Consider the following 16463-nt stretch of genomic DNA (forward strand, 5'->3'; position numbering starts at 1 on the left):
GCCTGATAAACCACGGTACTGAGAAATGAGGCACGTTGTCAAGCCCTTCCGCCGACCTCCGACACGCGGAAACCGAGTCGGAGCAGGAATACGTGTCGATGCTGTACGGCCGGCTGGACGACCTCCGCGAGCAGAGTTCGCGGCGGCTCGCGAGCGCGTTGCGGCAGACCGGCGGCACGCACCAGATGCGCTCGGAGCGGGACACCTCGGTCGCCCTCTACTCGGACCAGCTCGCGCAGTACAGCGCGGTCGAGAACGGCCTGTGCTTCGGCCGGCTCGACTTCGACGACGAGGGCCGGTTCTACATCGGCCGGATCGGCCTGTTCGACGAGGACCGCGAGTACGAGCCGCTGCTGATGGACTGGCGCGCGCCCGCCGCCCGCCCGTTCTACCTGGCGACGGCCGCGGCACCCGAGGGCGTGAAGCGGCGCCGGCACCTGCGCACCCGGCAGCGCAAGGTGGTCGGCTTCGACGACGAGGTCCTCGACATCACCTCGGTGGACCCGGCACGCCGCTCGGAGGGCTTGACCGGCGAGGCGACACTGCTGGCGGCGGTGAACGCGGCGCGCACCGGACAGATGGGCGACATCGTCGCGACCATCCAGGCCGAGCAGGACCGGATCATCCGCACCGAGCTGAACGGCGTCGTGGTCGTGCAGGGCGGTCCGGGCACCGGCAAGACGGCCGTGGCGCTGCACCGTGCCGCGTACCTGCTCTACACGCACCGCCGCCAGCTCGCGAAGCGCGGCGTGCTCGTGGTCGGCCCGAACACGACGTTCCTGCGCTACATCGGGCAGGTGCTGCCCTCGCTCGGCGAGACGGGCGTACTGCTGTCGACCGTCGGCGAGCTGTTCACGGGCCTGGTCGCGACCGGGCGCGAGGCCGCCGGAACGGCCGCGTTGAAGGGCCGCGTCCAGATGGCCGACGTCGTGGCGAACGCGATCCGCGACCGCCAGGAGGCGCCCGCCCTGGTGGAGATCCCCTTCGAGCAGGACACCCTCAAGCTCAACCGGCAGGCGATCACGGCCGCGCGCGGCCGGGCCCGGCGCACCAGACGTCCGCACAACGAGGCCCGGCGCACCTTCGTGCGCGAGATCATCTCGACGCTGGCCAACCAGGCGGTCTCCCGACTGGGCCGGCACCTGCTCGACCAGGCCGACATCGACGACATCCGGCGCGAGCTGCGCGAGGACGAGAACGTGCGGGCGGCGGTCGAGCGCCTGTGGCCGACGCTGACCCCGCAGCGGTTGCTGGAAGAGCTGTACGCGTCCCCGAAGCGGATCGCCCGCGCGGCGTCCAAGCTGTCGCCGGCCGAACGCGCGCTGCTGGTGCGCACGCCCGGCGCCGAGTGGACGCCCGCCGACGTGCCGCTGCTGGACGAGGCGGCCGAACTGCTGGGCGAGGACGACACCGAGACGAAGGCGCGTGCCGAACGGCGGCGGCGGCAGGCGATCGACTACGCGCAGGGCGTGCTGGACATCCTCGACCTGGAGGACGACGCCGACCCGGACATCCTGATGGCGACCGACCTGGTCGACGCCTACCGGCTGGCCGAGCGGCACGGCGCGGAGACCTACGAGACCGCCGCCGAGCGCGCCGCCGCGGACCGGACGTGGACGTTCGGGCACGTGATCGTGGACGAGGCGCAGGAGCTGTCCGCGATGGCGTGGCGGACGCTGATGCGCCGCTGCCCGTCCAAGTCGATGACCGTGGTCGGCGACATCGCGCAGACCGGCGACATCGCGGGTGCGTCGTCGTGGTCGGAGGTGCTGTCGCCGTACGTGATGGAGCGGTGGAAGCTCACCGAGCTGACCGTGAACTACCGGACGCCGTCGGAGATCATGGCGGTGGCGGCGGACGTGCTGGCGTCGGTCGACCCCGCGCTCGTGCCGCCGACGTCGGTGCGCGACAGCGGGTTCGAGCCTTGGGCCCGGCGCGTGACGTCGGTGGAGGAGGCGCTGCCGGGGTTGGTTGAGCGGGAGATCCCGGCGGTGGGCGACGGCAAGCTCGCGGTGATCGCGCCGGCCGCTTCGGTGCCGTCGGTGCGCACGCTGGTCCCCGACGCGGCGGACGACCTGGACGCGCAGGTGGTCGTCCTGGGCGTGACGGACGCCAAGGGCCTGGAGTTCGACTCGGTGCTCGTGGTGGACCCGGCGGGCATCCTGGCGGAGTCGCCGCGTGGTGCCAGCGACCTGTACGTGGCGCTCACGCGGGCGACGCAGCGGCTTGGCGTCGTGCACACCGGCGAGCTGCCGGAGGTGTTGTCCGGCCTGCGCGAGGTCACCGGCTGAGCACGGCGCTCGGGCACGGGGGTCACCGCGTGAGCACGTGCCCGAGGGTCGCGGCCGTGATCGCCAAGGCGAGGTTGAGCCCGACGGAGAGCGCGGCCCGGCGGTGGTCGCGGGTCTCCAGCAGCGCGACGGTCTCCATGCCGAACGTGCTGTAGGTGGTCAGGCCGCCGCAGAACCCGGTGCCCAGCAGGGCGTACCAGGCGGGCGGCACGGCGGTCAGGCAGCCGAGCAGGAACGAGCCGACCACGTTGACCGCGAGCGTGCCGGCCGGGAACCGGCGGTTGAGCAGGCGGCCGACCAGGTACCGGACGGGCGTGCCGACGGCGGCACCGGCGAAGACCAGCAGCGGGATCACCGCGTCGCCGCCCTGGTCGCGACCACGGCCACGAAGGTCGCGGCGACGCACAGCACCGGGGTCGCCACGAGGTACGGGACCGATCCGCCGCGCACGACGTCCACGGCGTAGGCGCTGAACGTGGTGAACCCGCCGAGCACGCCGACGCCGACCAGCGGCCGGGCCAGGTGGTGCAGGCGGGGCAGCAGCACGGTCAGCACGCCGATCAGCGCGCAGCCCGTCACGTTCACCGCGAGCGTGCCCCACTGGCCCGGCCACAGGAGCTGGCAGCCGTAGCGGGCCACGCCGCCGAGGCCGCCGCCGAGTGCGACGGCCGCGACGGCGGCGGACTCCCTAGTGCGCACGCAGGTGGTCGACCAGGTGGTCGAGGGCCGACAGGGCGCGCACGACGTCCTCGCGTTCGGTCGGGTCGAGCTTGTCCAGGGCGGTGCCGATGCGCTTCTCGTGGGCGCTCTGCCAGACGGCGAGCTGCTCGTGTCCCTTGGGCGTCACCGAGAGCCGGGCCACGCGGCGGTCCGTGGGGTCGCCGCCCCGGGCGACCAGGCCGCCCTCGATGAGCTGGCCGACGAGACCGCTGACGGTGTTGGGTGCCAGGCGCAGTTCTGCCGCGAGGTCGCCGACGCGCATGGGCGGTCGTTCGGCGAGTGTCTGGAGCAGCTCGATCTGCGCCATCGGCAGGGAGTCCCACGGCCATTCCGACCGGATGCTCGTGCGCAGAGCCCGCCGCAGGCGGGTGACCACGTCGGTGAGCGAGCGTGCCTCGTCTGACATGGGCGAATAGTACCGGGGTGAACTATGTCGGCATCAGATATAATCGGCTGACGATGTATTTCACCCTGCGCTGGTTCGTCGTGGAGTCCCCCCGGCCACGACGCGTCGCGACCTGGACGGGGGCGCCCTGGCTCGCCGTGGCGACGGTCTGCTTCGGCGCGTTCCTCGGCCAGTTCGACGCGAGCGTCGTCACGCTGGCCCTGCCCGCGATCGGACAGGACTACGGAGGTTCGCCCGAGTGGGTGGCCCTGGCCTACCTGCTGACGCTCGTCGCCCTGGTGGCACCGGTCGGCCGGTTCTCCGACGTGGTCGGCCGCAAGATCGTCTACCTGTACGGGTTCGCGGTGTTCACCCTCGCGTCCGTCGGGTGCGCGCTCGCGGACGGACTGCCGTCGTTGATCACGTTCCGCGTGGTGCAGGCGATCGGCGCGGCCATGCTGCAGGCCAACAGCGTGGCCCTGGTCGCGGCGAGCGCGCCCGGCCGCGAACACCGCGCACTGGGCGTGCAGGCGGCGGCACAGGCGCTCGGCCTCGCGCTGGGACCGACCGCCGGCGGACTGCTGGTCGACGCGTTCGGCTGGCGGTGGGTGTTCGCGGTGAACGTGCCGATCGGGCTGATCGCCCTGGTGGCCGGGCACTTCCTGCTCCCCCGCACCGCCGAGCGCAGCACGGCCACGCCGTTCCGCCCGGTGAACACGGTGCTGCTCGCCGCGGCCACGACCACGGCACTGCTCCTGCTGTCCGGTGTGGACGAACCGCTGCTGCTGCTCGTCGCGGTGCCCGCCGCGATCGGCTACGTACTGCGGGAACCGTTGCTGCGCAAGGTGGGCCTCGGGCTATTCGGTGCGTTCTGCGGCTACCTGGTGCTGTTCGGCCCCCTCGTCCTGATCCCGTTCACCGCCACCGGTCCGCTGTGGCGGACGGGTCTGCTGCTGAGCGCGCTGCCCCTGGGTTTCGCGCTGACCGCGACCGTGAAGTGGCGCTGGAGCGGGCTGTTCGGCACGGCGCTGTCCACTGTGGCACTGGTCACGATGGCACTCGGCGTGGTCGACGTCGTGACGCTCGGTGTGCTCGGGCTGGGCCTGGGGTTGTTCATCCCGGCCAACAACGCGCGCGTGCTGGCCGCGTTGCCGCCGTGCGACGCGGGATCAGGAGGGGGGCTCGTGAATCTCGCGCGCGGCCTCGGGACCGCGTTCGGCGTCGCCCTACCACTGCTGCTGCACGACCACCATGGCCCGAACGTGCCGTTCTGGGTGTTGGCCGGCGTGGCGTCGGTCGCCGCGCTTAGGCCGTTCGGGGACAAGCGGGGCCGCCCCCTACAACCGAAAGGGCGAAAACAGTAACCTCCACGCCTTAGGCAGGCGACGGGTCGAGGTGCGTTCTCGTGACTGAGCTGTCGGGTCCGGTGCCCGAGGGTGTGGACACCGGGCTCCCCAGTGCGGCAAGGCTGTACGACTACCTGCTCGGCGGCGGGCACAACTTCGCCGCCGACCGCGAACTGGCCGGGAAGTTCCTGGCCGCGCAACCGAACGCGCGCGTGATCGCCCGGCTCAACCGGGCCTTCCTGCGCCGGGCCGTGCTGTACCTGGTGGCGCACGGCATCCGCCAGTTCGTCGACCTCGGCTCGGGAATCCCCACCGTGGGCAACGTCCACGAGGTCGCCCGCCGGGCCGCGCCCGAGTCGCGCGTGGTGTACGTGGACTACGAGGACGTCGCCGTGGCGCACAGCCGGATGATCCTCAAGGGCGACGACCTGGCCACGATCGTCCAACAGGACATGACCGAACCCGACCGGTTGCTCGCCGCCGTGCGCGACACGGAGCTGATCGACTTCGCCGAGCCGGTCGGCGTGCTGGCCGTGGGCGTGTTCCACTTCGTACCACCGGAAAGCGACCCCGCGGGCGTGCTCGCCGCGTACCGGGACGCCGTCGTTCCGGGCAGCCACCTGGCGCTGTCCCAGTTCACCGCCGACTTGCAGCCCGCGGAGATGGCCGGGATCGTCGAGGTGATGAGCAGCAGCGCGAACCCCATGTTCCCGCGCACCGGTGAGGAGATCACGGCCCTGTTCGCGGGCTTCGACCTCATCGAGCCGGGCGTCGTCCCCCTGCCGCTGTGGCACCCGGAACCCGGCGTCGAGCCGGAGGACCCGACCAAGGCCGGGATCCTGGCCGGGGTCGGCCGCAAGCGGTGATCCGTGGCCACGCCTTCTAGGAGCTGTTTGAAGTTCGGATCTAGGTGGGCCCGGTGGTGTGCTGGTTGGGCTGGTAGAACACGGATGTGGCGCGTTTTGATCTGACCGATGCCGAGTGGGCGTTGATCGAGCCGCATATGCCGGTGGCGGCCACCGGGCCGTTGCCACGTCGGGTGCGGGAGCAGTTCAACGGGATCCTGTGGCGGTTCCGCACCGGGTCAGGCTGGCGTGACGTGCCCGAACGGTACGGTCCCTGGTCCACCGTCTACTCCCGGTTCAACACCTGGGCGAAGACCGGAGTGTTCCAGACGCTGATGGAGGCGCTGATCGCCGAGGCCGCCTCCCGCGGACAGGTCGACCTGGAACTGGTGAGCGTGGACTCCACGATCGTGCGGGCACACCACGAATCGGCCGGACTCGCGGTGACCGGGGAGACCCTTGACGCGCTGGAACAGGCGTTGACCGGGGAAAAAGGGGCTCCGTTGCCCGTCCAGCGGAGCGTGCTGCGGGTGGTGCGTCGCGGTCCGCGCCGGACACGACCGACGCGGGCACATCTGCCGGTCGGGACCGTGCCGCCCGTAGGCGCCGTCGGAAGGCGCGGGCTGCGGCGGCCGGGCTCGGCCGGTCCCGGGGCGGGCTGAGCAGCAAGGTCCACACCGCGGTCGACGCCGCCGGGCTGCCGTTGGCGTTCGTGCTCACCCCTGGCCAGGCCGGGGACAGCCCGCAATTCCGGACGGTGCTGGACCGGATCCGGGTTCCCGGCCCGGTCGGAAGGCCGCGCACCCGTCCGGACGCGGTGGCCGCGGACAAGGCGTACTCCTCCAAAGCCAACCGGGCCTACCTACGCCGCCGCCGGATCACGGCTGTGATCCCGGAGAAGACCGACCAGCGGGCCAACCGCAGGAACAAGGGCTCCGCCGGCGGGCGGCCTGTGTCCTTCGATCCCGTGCGCTACCGGCGGCGCAACACCGTCGAACGCCTCTTCCAGAAGATCAAGACATGGCGCGGACTGGCCACCCGCTACGACAAGACACCACAAAGCTACGAGGCCGGACTGCATCTACGAGGAGCCATCATGTGGTTGAAGACCCTTACCCCAACCACATGATCCCAACCCCAAACAGCTCCTAGAGCCTGGCGGACGGCACTCGCCGGCGAGTGGATGCGTGCGGTCCACCCGACCGCGTACGTCCCCTTGTCGCCCGCCGAGATCGAGGAGTTCCTGCTCGACCAGGTGGACGAACTGCTGGCGATCTGCACGGACGAGCCGTTCCGCGCGGACGACGCCGACGAGGTCGGGAAACGCCTGGTGCGCACGGACTTCACCGACTCGGAGGCCATCCGGGTCACGGTGGAGCTGCTGGCCAAGGCGCTCGCCGACGCGGGCGTGCCAGCCGACCGGCTGGTGTCGGTGCTCGCGGCGGTGGGCGCCGGGTACGCGGCGGGCCTGCGGCAGCACGTGTTCGACCAGCAGGAGGCCGTGAAGAACTCGCTGTGGACGGCGAAACGGCGGGTGGAGCGGGTGCTCGCGGCCAGCGAGGCGCGGTTCCGCGAGGTGTTCGAGTCCTCCGCGATCGGCATCGCGATCACCGACCTGCACGGCGAGTGCGTGGAGGCGAACGAGGCGTTGGCCGGGATGGTCGACCGCACGCTCGCCGAGCTGACCGGGCTGCGGCTGACCAAGCTGTTCCACGCCGACGACGCCGACCCGTTGACCGACGCCTACCGCGCGGCCCGGTCCGGGCGGGTGGACCGGTTCCGCGAACAGCGGCGGTTGGTGCGCGGCGACGGCGAACCGCTGTGGGTGCACCTGGCCGTGTCGCTGCTGCGCGACGGCGACGGCACGCCCGCGTACTTCGTGACGATGGTCGAGGACGTCAGCGAACTGCACCTGTTGCAGAAGAACCTGGACCACCAGCTGCTGCACGACTCGCTGACCGGGCTGTCCAACCGGCAGCACTTCGTGTCCCGCCTGGAGAGCATGCACGGCGCCCGGCGCGGCGCGATCACCCTGTACCAGCTCGACCTCGACTCGTTCGCGGTGGTGAACAACGGCCTGGGCCACGCGGTCGGCGACGAACTGCTCAAGGAGGTCGGGCGGCGGCTGGAGCACGTGGTGGCGCCCGACCGGGCGTTCGTGGCCCGGATCGGCGCGGACGAGTTCGCGATCGTGGCGCCCAGCGCCGACACCGCCCGCGTGCCCGCGATGATCGAGCGCATCAACGAGGCGTTGGACCGGCCGCTGCCCTCGGGTGCCGCGCTGTCGGCGACCGTGGGCGTGCTGCACCGGCCGGACGCGCGGTGGGACGTCGCCGAGGTGCTGCGCGCGGCGAACTCCACGCTGCGGCGTGCCAAGGCGAAGGGCAAGCGGCAGTGGCTGACCTACGACCGGCACCACGACGCGGTGGCACGGCCGTCGCTGGAGGCCGCGGCCCGAATGCCGGGCGCGTTGCGCGACGGCGCGATCGACGTGGAGTACCAGCCGGTCGTGGCGCCGGGCTCCGACGTGGTCGGCTACGTGGCGCGGTTGCGGTGGGACGGGTTCGGGCACGACCGGTGCGTGGAGATGGCCGACGCCAACGGGTTGGCGTTGACGCTCGGGCAGTGGGCGCTGCACGAGGCCACCGGGACGGCCGCGGGTTGGGCGCACGGCGTGCTGCACGTGGAGCTGTCCGCGATGCAGTCGCGTGACGCCGACCTCGTGGCCACGGTCCAGCGCACGCTCGCCGACACGGGACTGGCCGCGTCGTCGCTGAAGCTGTGGCTGGACACGCGGGCCATGCTCGACGGCGCGGGCGAGGACAACGCGCAGGTGTTGCGGGACAACGGGATCGCGGTCGGCCTGACCCGGTACAACGGCGGCCAGGCCGAGCTGGCGTTGGCCCGCGAACTGGGCGTGGACTCGCTGCTGGTCGCGCCGACGGTCGTGCGCCGACTGGCCCGTGAGGACGAATCGGTGCTGCACACGGCGATGAGCGTCATGACGGGCGTGGTCCGCCGGACCGGTCTGGCGGTCGCCGTGCCGGAGGTGGACACCCCGACGCAGGCCCGGTGGTGGACGGGCATCGGCGTGGACCTGGTCTTCGGTTCGTACTACGGCGACCCGGTGCCGTCGTGGGAGCTGGCCTAGACCTGCTTCACGGCGGCGAGCAGCTTGGTCAGCGAGTCCTTGGCGTCGCCGAACAGCAGGGTGGTCTTGGGGTTGTAGAGCAGGCTGTTGTCCACGCCCGCGAAGCCCGGTCGCATCGACCGCTTCATGAACACCACGGCCTTGGCGCGGTCCACGTCGAAGATCGGCATGCCGTGGATCGGACTGGACGGGTCGTCCCGGGCACCGGGGTTGACCACGTCGTTCGCACCGACCACGAGTACCACGTCCACGCTGCCGATGCCGGGGTTGACGTCGTCGAGTTCCTTGAGCCGGTCGTAGGGCACGTCGGCCTCGGCGAGCAGCACGTTCATGTGGCCCGGCATGCGGCCCGCGACCGGGTGGATGCCGTAGCTCACGTCGATGCCCCGGGCCTCCAGCAGCAGTGCGAGTTCGCGCGCGGCGTGCTGGGCCTGCGCGACGGCGAGCCCGTAGCCGGGGACGACCAGCACGGAATGCGCGTAGCCGAGCAGGATCGCGACGTCCTCGACCGTGCCCGAGCGCACGGTCCGCTGCTCCTCGGTGTGCGCCACCTCGGGTCGCGGGCTGAACGCGCCGAACAGGATGTTGGTCAGCGGGCGGCCCATGGCCTGGGCCATCAGCCGGGTCAGGATCGTGCCGGACGCGCCGACGAGCGTGCCCGCGACGATCAGCAGCGTGTTGCCCAGGACGTAGCCGGACGCGGCGACCGCGAGGCCGGTGAACGCGTTGAGCAGCGAGATCGCGATCGGCACGTCCGCGCCGCCCACCGGCAGCACGAACAGCACGCCCAGCGCCAGACCCGCCAGCGCCAGCAGCACCAGCAACGCCGTGCTCGACGTCGTCAGCACCGCGGCGGACAGGACCACGCTCGCCACCGCGACACCGATGCCCAGGCTCTGTCCGGCGGGCAGCAGGACCGGGCGGGTGGTCATGATCTCCTGGAGCTTGAGGAACGTGACCACGCTGCCGGAGAAGCTGACCGCGCCGATGAGCACCGTGAGCACGGTCGCGAGGTCGAACAGGAGGTCGCCGTCGGCGGCCAGGAACTCGGTCAGCGCCACCAGGGCCGCCGCCGCGCCGCCCACGCCGTTGAACAGGGCGACCATCTGCGGCACGGCGGTCATCTTGACCGCCTTGGCGGCCGGGATGCCCACGACCGTGCCGAGCACGACCATCACCAGGATCAACAGTCCATTGTGGACGACACCGTGCGCGTAGGCCGTCACGACCGCGAGCACCATGCCGCCCGCGCCGACGAGGTTGCCCACGCGGGCGTAGCGCGGGGTGCTCAGGCCCTTCAGCGCCAGGATGAAGCACAGCGCCGCGACCAGGTACGCCAGGGAAGCCCAGTTCATCGCTTGTGCCCCTTGAACATCTCCAGCATCCGGTCGGTGACCACGAAGCCGCCCACCACGTTCACCGTGGCCAGGAACACCGCGAGCAGGCCGAGCACCAGCTCGACACCGCCCTCGGCGTGGCCGGTGATCAGGATGGCGCCGACCAGGATCACGCCGTGGATGGCGTTGGCACCGGACATCAGCGGGGTGTGCAGGATCGTCGACACCTTCGACACGACCTCGAAGCCGACGAACACGGCCAGCACGAAGATGGTCAGCAGGTCGATCACAGCAGCTCCCGGGTCGGTGCGTGGCGGACCTCGCCCGCGTGGGTCAGGCAGCAGCCCGCGAGCACCTCGTCGGCCAGGTCCGGGCCGCCCTCGCGGGCGATCATGAGGACGAGGTTGGCGACGTTCTTCGCGTAGAGCTTGCTGGCGTGCACGGGCAGGGAGCTGGGCAGGTTGCGCGCGCCGTACAGGAGCACGTCGCCGACCCGCACGTCCTCGCCGGGCCGCGAGCCCACGACGTTGCCGCCGGTCTCGGCCGCCAGGTCGACCACGACCGAGCCGGGCGCCATGGCCTTGAGCATGTCCGTGGTGACCAGGGTCGGCGCTTTGCGGCCGGGCACGGCGGCCGTGGTGATCACGACGTCGGAGGCGGCCACGCGTTCGGCGATCAGCTCGCGTTGGCGTTCCAGCGCCGCCTCGGACTGCTGGGCCGCGTAGACGCCGTCCTGGGTCTCCAGGTCGAGTTCGAGGAACTTGGCGCCCAGGCTGCGGACCTCCTCGCGGGCCGCGGCGCGGACGTCGTAGGCCTCGACGACCGCGCCGAGCCGGCGTGCGGTCGCGATGGCCTGGAGCCCGGCCACGCCCGCGCCCAGCACGAGCACCTTGGCCGGCGGCACGGTGCCCGCGGCCGTGGTGAACATGGGCAGGAAGCGCGGCAGGCGTTCGGCCGCGACCAGCACGGCCCGGTAGCCCGCGACCAGGGCCTGCGAGGACAGCGCGTCCAGGGTCTGGGCCCTGGTCACGCGGGGCAGCAGGTCGAGGCTGAACGCGGTCACGCCCCGGTCGCGCAGCGCGCGCACGTGGTCGAGTTCGAAGGCCGGTGACAGGAAGCTGACGGTGACGTCGCCGGCGCGCAGCCGGTCGACGTGGTCGGTCGGCTGGACGGAGGCGACGATCCCGGCCGTCCCGGCCGGGTGCTCGTCGACGACCGTGGCGCCGGCGGCCCGGTAATCGTCGTCGGAAGCGTGCGCGCTCACGCCCGCACCTGACTGCACGTCCACGGCGAGACCTGCGCCGAGCAGCGTGGACACCGTCTCCGGTGTCCCGGCCACACGACGTTCGGCGGGCCGCGACTCCGCGGGTATCCCCACTCTCACACCGGGGGACGATAGCGATCAAAGGTGATCCACACCACAGCACGGCGTTGACCGTCAAGCACGCCACCCCGGCGGGCGCTTGCCTCAGTGGATCACGGGGCAGATCCCGGTCGTGCCGACGGGGAAGAAGTTGGGGACCAGTTCCTCTTTGTCGTAGTAGCGGTGGAAGACGCTCGTGAGACCGCCGGACACGGGCGGCACGATCCACGACCAGTCGGCCGGGCACCGGCGACCGGCGGCCTCCTCCTTGCGGACGTGGGTGAGGAACCGGTCGGATTCGGTGTGGTGGTCGGTGATCGTGACACCGGCCTTCTCGAAGGAATGCAGCACCGCGCGGTTGAGTTCGACCAGGACGCGGTCCTTCCAGAGGGTGCGGACGTCGCTCGTGTCCAGTTCCATGCGTTCGCCGAGATACGGCAGCAGGTCGTAGCGATCGCGGTCGGCGAAGTTGCGCGCGCCGATCTCGGTGCCCATGTACCAGCCGTTGAACGGTGCGGCGGGATAGTCGATCCCGCCGATTCGCAGGCGCATGTTGCTGATCACCGGAACGGCGTGCCAGCGCAGTCCCAGTCCGGCCAGCCAGGGCAGCTCGGGGTGCGAGATCGGGACCTCGAGGACGGCGTCGCGGGGCAGGTCGACCACGCACGGGTCCTCGTCGTGGCCGTCGACGACCAACGGGAGAAGGTCGAAGGGACCGCGCCGGGCGGGCGGGCTCCAGCCGAGCGCGACGGCCTGGGCGGTCAGCTCGGCGTTGCGCCGGTCGCCGAGCACGCCGCCGTCCGGACCGGGGTATCCGGCGTAGCGCACGAGCTGCTCGTTGCGGATGCGCGGACCTGGCCGATCCGGGTGGTCGGGGGCGAACACGCTGATCACGGGCCTGATCCGGCCGCCGTTGGTGGCCAGGCGGAGGTGCTCGACGCAGGCGTCGGCGACCTCCTTGGGCGCACGCACGTCCCGCAGGTCCCGCACCTTGAGGCTGCGCCAGTACAGCCGGCCGATGCACCGCGCGCTGTTGCGCCACGCCACCCGCGCGCCGTAGACCAGCTCGGCCTCGGTGTGCCGGTAGGAGCCGGTGGCCGACACCTCGGCGCGCACCTCGGCGAGCCGGCGGGCGACCGGACCGTGCTCGGGGTGTTCAGCGCGGTGGGCGCGCAGGAACTCCTCGGCTTCGGCCATGTCGACCGTCGTGGCACGGCGGGGCAGGAGAGGGACGAGGACCATGGCGGGTCACCGTAGTTGTCCATCGGTGTCCACTGCACCGCCGTGTCGGGCACCCCGCGCGGTATTCAGCTCCACTGGGTGAACACTTGATCCGGCATCAGGGTGAGCTATTCGAGATAAATGAGTGAAATCGGATCGTTATCCACTCGAACCCGAGTCGACATGGTGATCCGGATCACGGTCCATTCTTCACCGATCGAGTGAGTCGACCGGCGGGTTCCAGCTCGTGAACCTGGTCATGCCGCGAATGGCCAGGCGTGACGGGATCGCGCGCATGACCGTGTCGCGGATCGTCGTCGCGATCGGCGTGCGCACGAACATGCCGAATCTTCCGGCGGCCCGGGAGGCATTGGCGATGCGACGGGTACGGGTCCGGCGTGCTTTGTCGTACGCGGCCAGGCCGGTGGGGAGGTCGTGTTCGCGCAGGCTCGCGGCCAGCACCACGGCGTCCTCGATCGCCATGCAGGCGCCTTGGCCGAGGAACGGTGTCATGGCGTGCGCGGCATCGCCCAGCAGGGCGACGTTGCCCCGCACGAACGTGGGCAGCTCGGCTTTCAGCTCGTGGACGTCGTGCCGCAGGATCGTGCCGGGCGGCGTGGCGTCGAGGACGGCCGGGATCGGGTCGTGCCAGGCACCGACCAGTCGTTTCACCTCGGCCAGGTCGTCTTCGACCGCGTGACCGGCGGCCGCGACCGTGGCCGCATACCAGCAGACGCGGCCGTCGCCAAGCGGGAGGACCCCGAACTCCGTACCGGAACCCAGCGTCTGACTGATCATCAGGTCGGCGGGGAAGACCGCACTGGTCACGCTGCGCCACGCCGTGGCACCCGAGTAGACCGGACGGGGGAACGTCGGAAAAAGCTCCGCACGAATACGGCTGTGGATGCCGTCCGCCGCCACGACGAGGTCCGCGTCCAGGTCGGCGGTCGATGTCACCTCGGTGGACGTGACCAGGCATTCCGCCGGCAGGGCCGACCGCAGCACCCGGTGCAGGTCGGCCCGGTGCACGGCGACCACCTGGTCCTGGTGGACCGCGTCGACGTGCGTCAACCGGCGTCCGCGCGGGTCGAGGACGGCGCCCGCGACGCGCGGCGTGCCGACACTTCGCACCTCCGAAGAAAGGTCCAGCAGGTCGAGCGCGCGCAGGGCGTTGGGCATGACGCCGATGCCGGCGCCCACCTCGCCGAACTCGGCGGCCCGTTCGAGCACGACCACGTCCCACCCGATCCGACGCAACGCGACCGCCGCCGCCACCCCGCCGAGTCCGCCGCCCACCACCGCTGCCCGCATGGTCCCGCCCCTTCTACAGCTGTAGATACCGGTACTCTACAGCTGTAGAACCGAGGAGTGGTGTGTGACCGATCGCAGGACGTTGCTGGCGGACGCGGCCATCCACGTGATCGCGGCCAGGGGCATGCGCGGCCTGACCCACCGCGCGGTCGACGCGGAGGCGGGCGTGCCGGAGGGGTCGACGTCGGCGTACTTCCGCACCCGCAAGGCGCTGGTGGAGGCGGTGGTCCACCGACTGTCCGAGCTGGACCAGGTGGAGATGGCCGACGTGCTGACGGCCGAGTTCGACCTGGACCGCTTCGCACTCCTGGTGGCCACCGTGCTGGACGGCTGGCTGGGCCCGGCCCGCACGCGGACCCTGGCGCGCTACGCGTGCCTGCTGGAGGCCACCCACCACGAGGAACTGCGCGGAATCCTGGCCCACGGCGAAAAACCACGCGCCCAGACCGTCGCGATCCTGCGCGCGGCAGGCGTGCCGTCCCCGGAAGCGGCGGGCCACACCCTGGTCGCCTTCCTGGAGGGCCTGCTCTTCGACCGCCTCGTCGGGGCCGGCGCGACGACGTCACCCCCTCCCGGCACCCCGGAAAGCGTTGCGTCACTGACAAAAGCCGTGCGGATGGGACTACGCGCGGTCGTGGAGGGCTAGCTGTACTGCCCCGTGAGGTTGGGTACGCGGCTGGCAGGTGGTTGGCCTTTGAGTGCGGTGTGGCCGCGGTGGTGATTGTAGGTGTGCAGCCACCGCGGCAGCGTCTCGCGGCGTTCGGTCTCAGACCGGTATGCCTGGGCGTAGGCCCATTCGTCGAGCAGGGTGCGGTTGTAGCGTTCGACCTTGCCGTTGGTCTGGGGCCGGTAGGCGCGGGTGCGTTTGTGGGTGATGCCCGCCTGGGCGAGGGTGTCGCGCCACAGATTCGAGCGGTAGCAGGAGCCGTTGTCGGTCAGCACCCGCTTGACCGCCACTCCCGCCGCCTGGAAGAACGCCTGTGCCCGGTGCCAGAAGGCGACAGCGGTGTGCTTGGTCTCGTCGGGCAGGATCTCGGTGTAGGCCAGCCGGGAGTGGTCGTCCACCGCGTTGTGCAGGTAGGCGTAGCCGAGGTTCGGGCGGCCGTGGACCCTGCGCGGTCGGGCGGGGTCGCGGTGGGCCGAGCTGTTGCGCCCACCGGCCTGCCGACCGTGAACCTTGTGGCCGCCGCCGTCGGGGATGTTGCCGAGCTTCTTGATGTCGACATGCACCAGGTCGCCCGGTGCGGCGTGCTCGTAGCGGCGCACCGGCGCGGCGGTGGCCCGATCCAGGTGCGCCAGGCGGGCCAGGCCGAAACGGCGCAGCACCCGGTGCACCGTGGAGGGGTTCAGGCCCAGCAGGTGGGCGATGCGGGCCGGTCCCCACCGCCGGGCCAGGCGCACTTTCACGATCCGCCGTTCACGGCGGGTGGGCAGGCGCCCGGGGCTATGGTGGGGTCGGCTTGAGCGGTCGGCCATGCCCACCTCGCCCGACTCGCGGTAGCGAGAGGCCCAGCGGGCCGCGGTGGTCGGCGAGACCTGGAACCGCTCGGCCGCCCGCCGCAGCGGCCAGCCCTCCTCCACGACACACCGGGCCAGGCGCAGCCTGCCCACCGGAGTCAGCGGTGCGTTAGCGTGGGTCACGAGGGCCTCCGTCGGCTTGGTGTAGACGTCGCAATCCACACCGAACCCGGAGGCCCTCCCTCATTCCAACATCATCCGACTACGTGTCGCGTCGGACGTCCACAACCTCCCAGGGCAGTACAGCTAGCACGTAGGCGTTGACGAAGAACGTCTCCACCTTCGCCCAGTGCAGATGGCCGGCGAGCGCCACATCCCCTTCACGCCCGAGCACGACGTGCAGGTGCAGGACCCCGTCGACGATCTCCCCGGTGCCGGACAGCTCGCACGGTTGGCGGTACTCGGTGATCACGTCCGCGGACGCGTCGTGGGCCGGCATGTTGCTGATGGCGACGGCATCGACGGCCCCGATGAGGGAGACCACGGCACCGTCGCGCACTCCTCGTTCGGCGAGTTGCCGGGACAACGCCTCGACGACCTCGTCACCGGGCCGGGCGGACACGAGCAACACGGAAGATCCTTTCGTCAGGGGTGTCGAACCAGCACGTCACCGACGGCACGCCGAACGGCCCGCGACGGCTCGTGCCGCAACGTCCGCTGCAAGGCGCCCCGAGCCGACGTCTCCGAGCCCAGGAACCTGACGCCGCACCACAGCGCCGCGCCGTCGTCGGCATTGGCCAACTCGGCGGTGAACCGCCCGACCCGCTCGGCCCCGAGTTCGAATCGGCCGTGCTCGACGTCGCCCGCGATCCTCCCGGCCCGCTCCCAGGGCACGCCGAGCACTCGGGCGGCCACGGCGGTCAGGTAGAGGTGCCGCACGTCGCGGTCGCGTTCCAGGGACTCGACGACGGCGGGGAAACACCATGACCACCGACTTCCCGCCGCCCGGATCACGGGTGGCGGTCCACCTCAGCG

Annotated in this window: 16 protein-coding genes and 1 pseudogene; 6 read left to right on the forward strand and 11 right to left on the reverse strand. The window is 71.4% G+C overall.

Annotation, left to right across the window (positions count from 1 at the left end; genetic code table 11):
* The first annotated feature begins 35 nt into the window (after positions 1–35).
* Entirely contained in the window at positions 36–2291 is a 2256-nt protein-coding gene (locus F4559_RS25430; protein WP_184672771.1) for a helicase domain-containing protein, read from the forward strand.
* 22 nt (positions 2292–2313) lie between these two features.
* Here F4559_RS25430 and F4559_RS25435 read toward each other — a convergent pair whose 3' ends face one another.
* Genes F4559_RS25435 through F4559_RS25445 form a run of 3 tightly spaced genes read right to left on the reverse strand, consistent with a single transcriptional unit; the run spans position 2314 to position 3417 of the window.
* Positions 2314–2646: a fluoride efflux transporter FluC gene (locus tag F4559_RS25435; RefSeq protein WP_184672773.1), complete on the reverse strand. Its 333-nt coding sequence runs from the start codon at positions 2644–2646 to the stop codon at positions 2314–2316.
* Positions 2643–2990, reverse strand: a complete 348-nt coding sequence (locus tag F4559_RS25440) for a fluoride efflux transporter FluC (protein WP_184672775.1) — start codon at positions 2988–2990, stop codon at positions 2643–2645. Before F4559_RS25440 ends, F4559_RS25435 begins: the two co-directional genes overlap by 4 nt.
* Positions 2980–3417 (reverse strand): MarR family winged helix-turn-helix transcriptional regulator, encoded by a 438-nt coding sequence (locus F4559_RS25445; protein ID WP_184672777.1) that lies wholly within the window; start codon positions 3415–3417, stop codon positions 2980–2982. The genes F4559_RS25440 and F4559_RS25445 overlap by 11 nt, the downstream gene beginning before the upstream one ends.
* Before the next feature lie 17 nt (positions 3418–3434).
* On the opposite strand from F4559_RS25445, the gene F4559_RS25450 reads away from it, so the two are divergent.
* The 4 genes and pseudogenes from F4559_RS25450 to F4559_RS25465 all read left to right on the forward strand — a co-directional run bounded on the left by F4559_RS25450 (position 3435) and on the right by F4559_RS25465 (position 8738).
* On the forward strand, positions 3435–4760 hold the full coding sequence (locus F4559_RS25450; protein ID WP_312865816.1) for an MFS transporter: 1326 nt from the start codon (positions 3435–3437) through the stop codon (positions 4758–4760).
* A gap of 41 nt (positions 4761–4801) precedes the next feature.
* Entirely contained in the window at positions 4802–5608 is an 807-nt protein-coding gene (locus F4559_RS25455; protein WP_184672779.1) for an SAM-dependent methyltransferase, read from the forward strand.
* Positions 5609–5694: 86 nt separating this feature from the next.
* Positions 5695–6716, forward strand: a pseudogene (locus F4559_RS25460) (IS5 family transposase).
* A gap of 54 nt (positions 6717–6770) precedes the next feature.
* Entirely contained in the window at positions 6771–8738 is a 1968-nt protein-coding gene (locus F4559_RS25465; protein ID WP_184672787.1) for a bifunctional diguanylate cyclase/phosphodiesterase, read from the forward strand.
* Here the strand turns inward: F4559_RS25465 and F4559_RS25470 are convergent.
* The 5 genes from F4559_RS25470 to F4559_RS25490 all read right to left on the reverse strand — a co-directional run bounded on the left by F4559_RS25470 (position 8735) and on the right by F4559_RS25490 (position 13970).
* Positions 8735–10093, reverse strand: coding sequence for an NAD(P)(+) transhydrogenase (Re/Si-specific) subunit beta (locus F4559_RS25470; protein ID WP_184672789.1), 1359 nt, complete (start codon positions 10091–10093; stop codon positions 8735–8737). The genes F4559_RS25465 and F4559_RS25470 overlap by 4 nt on opposite strands.
* On the reverse strand, positions 10090–10365 hold the full coding sequence (locus F4559_RS25475; RefSeq protein WP_184672791.1) for an NAD(P) transhydrogenase subunit alpha part 2: 276 nt from the start codon (positions 10363–10365) through the stop codon (positions 10090–10092). The genes F4559_RS25470 and F4559_RS25475 overlap by 4 nt, the downstream gene beginning before the upstream one ends.
* Entirely contained in the window at positions 10362–11459 is a 1098-nt protein-coding gene (locus tag F4559_RS25480; RefSeq protein WP_184672793.1) for an NAD(P) transhydrogenase subunit alpha, read from the reverse strand. The genes F4559_RS25475 and F4559_RS25480 overlap by 4 nt, the downstream gene beginning before the upstream one ends.
* Before the next feature lie 84 nt (positions 11460–11543).
* Positions 11544–12680 (reverse strand): nitric oxide synthase oxygenase, encoded by a 1137-nt coding sequence (locus F4559_RS25485; RefSeq protein WP_184672795.1) that lies wholly within the window; start codon positions 12678–12680, stop codon positions 11544–11546.
* A 189-nt stretch (positions 12681–12869) separates the two neighbouring features.
* The gene (locus F4559_RS25490; RefSeq protein ID WP_184672797.1) at positions 12870–13970 is read right to left on the reverse strand and encodes an FAD-dependent monooxygenase; all 1101 of its coding nucleotides are present in this window, start codon (positions 13968–13970) and stop codon (positions 12870–12872) included.
* A gap of 64 nt (positions 13971–14034) precedes the next feature.
* On the opposite strand from F4559_RS25490, the gene F4559_RS25495 reads away from it, so the two are divergent.
* Entirely contained in the window at positions 14035–14616 is a 582-nt protein-coding gene (locus tag F4559_RS25495; protein WP_184672799.1) for a TetR/AcrR family transcriptional regulator, read from the forward strand.
* Here the strand turns inward: F4559_RS25495 and F4559_RS25500 are convergent.
* From F4559_RS25500 to F4559_RS25510, 3 genes are all read right to left on the reverse strand, one after another.
* Positions 14613–15611, reverse strand: coding sequence for an IS481 family transposase (locus F4559_RS25500; RefSeq protein ID WP_184672801.1), 999 nt, complete (start codon positions 15609–15611; stop codon positions 14613–14615). The two genes, F4559_RS25495 and F4559_RS25500, sit on opposite strands and share 4 nt — an antisense overlap.
* Positions 15612–15690: 79 nt before the next feature.
* Entirely contained in the window at positions 15691–16059 is a 369-nt protein-coding gene (locus F4559_RS25505; RefSeq protein WP_184672803.1) for a PPC domain-containing DNA-binding protein, read from the reverse strand.
* 14 nt (positions 16060–16073) lie between these two features.
* Positions 16074–16442: a hypothetical protein gene (locus F4559_RS25510; RefSeq protein WP_184672805.1), complete on the reverse strand. Its 369-nt coding sequence runs from the start codon at positions 16440–16442 to the stop codon at positions 16074–16076.
* Positions 16443–16463: the final 21 nt, after the last annotated feature.

It is taken from the genome of Saccharothrix violaceirubra (assembly GCF_014203755.1).
Taxonomy (GTDB): Bacteria; Actinomycetota; Actinomycetes; order Mycobacteriales; family Pseudonocardiaceae; genus Actinosynnema; species Actinosynnema violaceirubrum.

Excerpts from the sequence above, each read along its gene's own strand:
- F4559_RS25445 (WP_184672777.1), bottom strand. The coding sequence starts at position 3,417 with ATGTCAGACGAGGCACGCTCGCTCACCGACGTGGTCACCCGCCTGCGG.
- F4559_RS25465 (WP_184672787.1), top strand. The coding sequence starts at position 6,771 with ATGCGTGCGGTCCACCCGACCGCGTACGTCCCCTTGTCGCCCGCCGAG.
- F4559_RS25470 (WP_184672789.1), bottom strand. The coding sequence starts at position 10,093 with ATGAACTGGGCTTCCCTGGCGTACCTGGTCGCGGCGCTGTGCTTCATC.
- F4559_RS25485 (WP_184672795.1), bottom strand. The coding sequence starts at position 12,680 with ATGGTCCTCGTCCCTCTCCTGCCCCGCCGTGCCACGACGGTCGACATG.
- F4559_RS25490 (WP_184672797.1), bottom strand. The coding sequence starts at position 13,970 with ATGCGGGCAGCGGTGGTGGGCGGCGGACTCGGCGGGGTGGCGGCGGCG.